Here is a 7,155-nt window from a genome sequence, read left to right on the forward strand (position 1 = left end):
TTATTACTAGCAATAATATAAGGAAAATATAGGGATGGAGTTTTATTGGTTAATTAAACTTTTTTTTATAGGTCTTGCTTTATTTTCTTGGATTAACTATAGGTCAGAAAGGAATCAAAATAAACAAAATTTAAATGATATTATTAATGAGCGCACTTCAATAAGAAAATTAACTGAAGATGAATTTCAGCTTCTAAAACCTTATTTGGATAATAAATGGTTGGTGTTTCCTTATAAATATCAATCTTCTCTAATTGATTTAGACGTATCAGCGTTAGCAGGGAATTGTGTCCGACATAGTTTATACACTAATTCTGAAGAAACATCTTTTTATTATGAGATTGGCGGCATTGAACTCTTTTTTCCTTATAATATGTACCATCATATTTCAGACTTTAACGAGGTAGAAGTTGTTTTTACCGAAAGATACGCATTTGTTGTTAAAGTCAATGGTTATGATATAAAAACTGCTGCAGAGTCTCAAAATGGGGGCATATACTCAGAACTCGATGAACCTTGGCTACACGAACAATCTTTTGATCTTGAAACTTTAGAAGATAAGCAACTAAGTAGTAACAACGCAGCGAAAATAAAATCAGAAACTGATAACAAAATTAGCTATGTTGAATTGTTAGAGCGAGAAGAAACACCATTAGAATCAAAAAATAGAAACCCAAAAACGAATGGCATATTATCAGCGTTTTTTTTGGTATCAATGACAGTATCTTTCCTGATGTATTGGTATTTGAATAATTCTGCCATTCTTTTTTTAGTCATTTTTAGTTTTATTCTTTTTATTCTATTTTATTGGTATCAGCCAAAGTCTAAATACGATTTACACAAAGTAAAATGTATTAAAGGCTTAATTATCTCTAAACAAACTGATACCAAAAAAGTAACTGTTGATAAAAATTATATTTTAAACGTTCCACCTTATTGGTTGCCGTTCCTTCCTGATAAATCATCTATGCCAGCTAGCATGGATGTAACAGTAGATGATAAAAACTTAATTCGTTATGAAAACACGCTTTCAATTAACCACGAAATTGAACAATTTGGACCCCCAAAATTTGTTAAGCGCAATTTAATCCTCTTTATTACAGGCGTTGTTTTATCTGCTATTGTCTATTTTCAAACAAGTATTGTTGATAATGCGTTATTGGCTTATCGGGCTTTTAATGGAAGTATAACATCTTGGAATCTAGAAGATGAATCAAGCTTAAAAAACAGCCTAATTAAAAAAGGTGATTTGGTTAACATAAAAATGAGTGGTGTATCATGTGATGTCAATGAAAAGAGTAATAAAGAAGGATGTCATACATTATTTATTAACAATCAACCTATTGAAAATAATCGTGTAGCATCAATGGCGGATCTAATGAAAAGCTTATTTGATAATAATTTTATTCATACTTATATCGATCGTGATGTTATGAGAGTTCAGCAATATCACGACAGAATAAATGAACTATATAAACAATATGATAGGCGAGCATCAATTTATAACATCAAAAATATTTATACAAAACTAAAAAGTATAGGAAAAATTGTGACTACTTTAGACAAAGCTTGCAACGTTTTTGAATTGGATTGTCAGAACGTTAAAAAAGAATTATCTATATTTTATGATAGTTCTAATTGGCAAGAAATGGTTAAAAGTGCTGAAGCGCATCCAAATTATGATGAGGTGGTTGATAACAAATTTGTATCTAGGCTTGATAGCTCAATTTCAACATTAAAGAAAGATATATTAGTAAAAGTAAAAGATACAGTTTCAAATTATCAGCATCAAAAACCAAGCTTAAAAATTGATTTATCTAATTATAGCTACAAAGACATAAGCACTCTAGAAAATGTAAATAATGACAACCTTACACAAGATTCATTATTAGAATTAAAGTTAAATCATTATTATGATGTTCTATTGGCCAAAGCAGGAACAATTAATATCGTTGGATTAGTTAACGATATTTATTATCAAGATGATAATACAATATCAGGATTAAATATTGATGCAAACTATTGCTACCGTATGAATTTAAATGATCTATTTTCGTTAACATCGCCAGTTTTAATAAGCCTTGTTATTTTTATTGTTACCTGCTTAACATCATTTTTTAATGGCATAAAACTTTGTTATAAATTAATTACCAATCGTCGACGACAAACAGAAATCATTAAATTTTATAAAAATAGAATAATCTAATATATGATATAACCTATTGTTATGTAGAAATTAAATGTAATTGCATTTAATCTCTGCATTTTTAGACATAAAAAATAAAAATAATAATAATTACGCTAAAATAAGGAAAAAGAAAAAATGGATACAATTTTTACTTTAAAAATCATTTTACTCCTAATTACGTTACTTAGTTGCTTAATTGGACTAGGTAAATGGTCTGATTTTAAATCAGAACGTAAGCAAAACAAAAGAAATCTAGAAGAGTTTATTAATAACCGCCAAACAACAAGACGATTAACAGCAGAAGAGCTTGAGCTTATAACGCCTTATCTTAACAATAAAAAGTTAGTTAAACCTTATAAATTACGATCGTCATTAGTGGACTCTGAGGTATCCATTATTGAGGGGGATTGTATTCGTCATAGTTTTTATACCAATTCAGAAGAAACCGATTTTTATTATGAGATAGATGGTATCGAAGCGCTATTTCCTTATAATTTACAGCTATTTTCTTTAAGCCACAATGTTGCGGAAGTGGTTTTTACCTCGAATTATGCAATTGTGATTAGTTTTAATGGCTATAGTTTAGACACGTTAGTAGATTTTGGTGCTACACCTAATAAAAAAAATAGCCTATATAGTTTATCGCCTTCATTTTCCGATTTAACTCGACCAATAAAAGAAGAAGAGCTACAACTACTTGAACCTTATCTTAATAACCCAACCATGGTCGGAAATTATGAGCATAGTTCCACGTTAGTTAGTTCTGATGTGTCAATTATTATTGGTTCATGTATTGCTATTAATCATTCTAATAATAGTAATGATCCTATCTATACTTATCAAATTGGTGATATTGTTGTCTTTTTCCCTTATGACATGGAACGATATGTTGAAGATATTAACATCGTGCAAGTTGTCGTTACTGAACACTATGCATTAGTAGTCAAAATCAATCAATATGACTTAAAAACAGCACAACAAAAGCAAGAACAACGGCAGCAACAACTGCAACAAAATAAAAAAACTTATTTTGAACCCGCTTGGAAAAGCAAAAAAGAAGAAATTTTACCAGAACAAAACCTAACCGATACCAATGACTGCATAATTAGAATTGATAAAAAAGATATTGAATTAAAACCTAAAGTTAGTTATGAAATAGTTGAACAACGTCAAGAAACACCGATAGAATCTTCAAACAGAAGCAAAAAAAACAATGGCATATTTGCCGCTGTTTTTTTAGCTTTAACGGTTATAATCTATATTAAATATTGGTACACTTTTGACTCATGGTTACCGCTATTTATTGCGCTGAGTTTGATTGTATCTATTTTCTTTTACCTGCGTAAGGCACAACCTTATACCTTAGACGTTAGCCGTATAAAAACAAAAATTCGCTATAAAGACGATATAAAAAACAGAATAATTGTTAGCGATGATCTAACTTTAACATATCCCGCTTATTGGGCTCCTTTTTTACCTTGTAAACTCAATGAAGATGTCGATATCGATGCCATTGTAAACAAAGAAAAACTCCTTCGTTATGGTAATTTATTATCCATCAGCCGTGAAATTGAAGAATTTGGCCCACCCAAATTTATAATGCGCAATTTAATTCTATTTGTTACGGCATTTCTTTTGTCTATTATGATTTTCAAAATGGTGGATATCACCGATAATTTGCAATTGGCTAATTATCCTTTTGATAGCAATGTTTCCATTTGGAACATTAAAGATGCTGAATCTTTAAAAAACAGTCCAATCAAAAAAGGCGATTTTATTAATCTCAAACTCAACGGCGCATCATGTAATGCAGAAAGCAACCTGTATTTAGAACATTGCGATAAAGTGTTTATCAACCAACAAGTTACAAATAACGGTGAAGAAACCATATTTGATAATGATTTAATCAATGCATTATACAACGATGACTTAATTGAAACAGTGCGAGATGATTCAGTCAAACAACTTGAAAAAAAAATAAACGCCGAACGAAATAAAAAACATCAATATTATTCACAAATTGAACCATTAACCAAACTATTACATATTGACCGCTTAATTTTAACCATTGATGAAAGTTGTCAATTATTTGAAGAGGATAAATGTAGTCGAATTAAACAAGCTTTAATCAATACCATAAAACCTATCGACAATCCAATTGAACAGTGGGCTGAGCTAGTTGAATACAGCAAAAAAAATACAAATTACGAAGAAATTATCTTTAATAGCACGCTAGAACCACTAGAACAACAAATCAAAAATTTGAAAAAAAGCGTGACATTTTATTACCTAAACAAATCAAACATATCCCTAACTAATTACCAACAATCACCACAAAGTGTTGGTTTAAAACTTACAAATGCACAAGAGATAAAAATTACTCAGCTAGATGGCGAAGATATAGGCTTATTACAAATATATAAAAATGCGTTATTAGGAAAGGGCGGGAGGGTCAAAACTTCAGGCTTAGTGACACAGATTGATTATCAAAATGACAACACCGTTTCAAATCTAACAATTAACGATGACCTGTTATATCGCATCTATCAACAGCGGCTATTATCTTTCACTTCGCCTATATTTATTGGTGTCGCTATTTTTATTATTACTGTTTTAACGGCATTGTCTAATGGCATAATAGTTTGCTACAAACTTATTGCAAATAATAAACGAAAAGACAATATCATCAAAGCATATGAAAATAGAATAAAATAATTACTCCATTTAATGGATTGACAGCCAAATCAATGGCTTTATCAAAAATAATAAATCAATACAAATAAAATTGATTTAGACTATATAACGTGATAAAGCCATTATTTTTTGCCAAAAATCGGTCAGGAAAGGTATTGATTTTATTGAAGTTTTTTTGAGGTGGTTTTTATTAAAAAAGTGATTAAAAACCGCTACCTAAAACAGCGACTAAAAACGACCACTCAAGCACCCATAAAAAATGCCACTTTCCCCAAAAAAACAAAGCAACCCCTCCTCACGCCCTAACAAATCTTTACAATAAATTAACAAAAAAAGTGGCAGATTATGCACTATCAAGTTATAATTTTAAGGCTTATTCAAGCAAGGAATCGCTCAAAAATAAAGCGAACGAATAGAAAAATCGAGAAAAAACAAGAAATTACTTGACAAGGGAATAAAAATGCATTACCATGGTTGGCATCTGGCATCTGGCATCTGGCCTGCCAAACCTATGCCCTAAATTTTATTGATTCGCACAGTGGTCAAAATAGAGCGCCACAGTTATTTTCATCATCGAAGTCATTTCGCGTAGCGAAATCGACGCCGTCATCGGCCATATTTTCGGCAAAATTATCGCCGATATCCAAGTGGTTATCCAAACCGCCATTATTATCTAAATCCGCATTGGTTCTTGCGCCATTGTTGTTATTGTCATATACGCAGGATACAGAGGCGTTAACGGCACAGACATCAAGGGTCATAGAGGGTAGTGCGCCGTATTTAACGTTTGATGGAGGGGCAACAAAATTAACGAATACAGACCGTTTATTGTCAATAAAGTTGCAGGATGGCACGGTATACACAAGGTCAACCAATCCATCAACACCAAGCAATCCAATCAGGTTGCCATATGTGGGGAGTAACTTAAGTCATATAGAGACGATAGTTCCACCATCACGGAGTTCAATCACGATGAATGATTTGGTCAGTCAGGGATATTGGGGTGATGATGATGGAGACGGACAGGGAGTAGGTGGAGTAACGGCATCGGGGAGTATATCGGTAACGTTTAAGGATAAAAACGGTAATACGGTTAATCGTAGCGATGCATTAAGTATATGTAGTGCCCCTTATAAGGTAACTTTAACAAGTACAGGTGGCACATTAAGTACGCAGTATGGGGTACCAAGAAGTAGTAGTTTTAGTGGCGCAACGGTGGATTATTATATTAATCCGAATTCATCACAGCCCGTTATTTGTTCGGTCAGGCCGAACTTGGTGTATGGTGGAACAACAGGCATTGATTCTAGGGACAACCCCGGCTATGCAGGTCCTGCTAACATATGGTCTCCTAGTAAGGGCTTTTTAGTTCAGTCAACAAGTCCATCATCTTACGACAGGAACTTTCCTACTACAGGAGCAGATGGTTTGTATTTTGATTTGGATGTAGGGGGGTTAGATGTAGCTCAGTTAACTTGGTCTCCGGTCACACGTGGTGGAATAACAGCTACAGTATCGGTGGTAGCAGCTAATGATAGTTGGATTCCTAGTGTTGATAGAAGGAAACGGGTAGCACGGGTAAAATTGAGCGGTCCAAGGGCAAGTAGTAGTCAAATAAGTTCAAGTAATCCAAGTTCACTAACACGCCCATCTTTGCCACAGACGTTCGAGTTGGTGGGAAGGGATAGAAGTGGTAATGAGGTTCGTTATGGATTTGTGTTAAAGCAGTGGTTCGTCCATGGGGGTAGTAGACTGGAAGATTATAGAAACCAATTAGCATGGTGTAATAGTTTGGGTTATCGGATGCCTAGGGTAAGGGATTTAACCAATTCAAACTATAGCAATTTTGGCGCCTTACCTCGTTCATCAGGTAATTATTACATGCGTCACATAGGAGCAGGCTTTTTCACGGAGTGGGGCTACCTGACCTACTTCGCTGATGCGGGCTTCGTCCGCACCTACTTCTGGACGAGCGACGCGACGCGTAGCTCCCAGTACGCTGTCGACTCGCGCGGCATCGTCTTCCGCGACAATGCCGGCGACTCCCGCTATGGCCTTTGCACCGCACCTTAGCTTTTAGCGTTTAGTTCTTAATCCTTAGGGCGCGGAAGGGGGTTACGGTGCCTGAGGGGATAATATAACAAAGAATAAAGCCCCCGCGTAAGTTGGGGCGTTTCCCTTAGGGTTGCGCTGTGGCGCTTTAAAGCGGTGGTCTATTTTTAGTACGGCAAGGTTTCGGACGTTTTGACCTTTGGTGAACAAAATAGCTACAG

General features: G+C 34.1%; 3 protein-coding genes. All 3 read left to right on the forward strand.

The genetic code is table 11. The annotated features are described in order from the left end of the window. Positions 1-34: 34 nt before the first annotated feature. The 3 genes from GQ596_RS09500 (at position 35) to GQ596_RS09510 (ending at position 6,955) form a co-directional block, all read left to right on the forward strand. Positions 35-2,206, forward strand: coding sequence for an IgaA/UmoB family intracellular growth attenuator (locus tag GQ596_RS09500; protein ID WP_160401445.1), 2,172 nt, complete (start codon positions 35-37; stop codon positions 2,204-2,206). A 117-nt stretch (positions 2,207-2,323) separates the two neighbouring features. Further along, a complete protein-coding gene (locus GQ596_RS09505; RefSeq protein WP_160401446.1) occupies positions 2,324-4,903 on the forward strand; it encodes an IgaA/UmoB family intracellular growth attenuator in 2,580 nt (859 codons plus the stop codon). 453 nt (positions 4,904-5,356) lie between these two features. Further along, complete coding sequence (locus tag GQ596_RS09510) at positions 5,357-6,955, forward strand: hypothetical protein (protein WP_160401447.1); 1,599 nt, start codon at positions 5,357-5,359, stop codon at positions 6,953-6,955. The last annotated feature ends 200 nt before the right edge of the window (positions 6,956-7,155 follow it).

Origin of the sequence: Gilliamella sp. Pra-s60, assembly GCF_009795755.1 — a bacterium.
Classification (GTDB): Bacteria; Pseudomonadota; Gammaproteobacteria; order Enterobacterales; family Orbaceae; genus Gilliamella.

Bases quoted from the DNA above. Each gene is read 5' to 3' on its own strand.
- GQ596_RS09505 (WP_160401446.1), top strand. From the start codon at position 2,324: ATGGATACAATTTTTACTTTAAAAATCATTTTACTCCTAATTACGTTA.
- GQ596_RS09500 (WP_160401445.1), top strand. From the start codon at position 35: ATGGAGTTTTATTGGTTAATTAAACTTTTTTTTATAGGTCTTGCTTTA.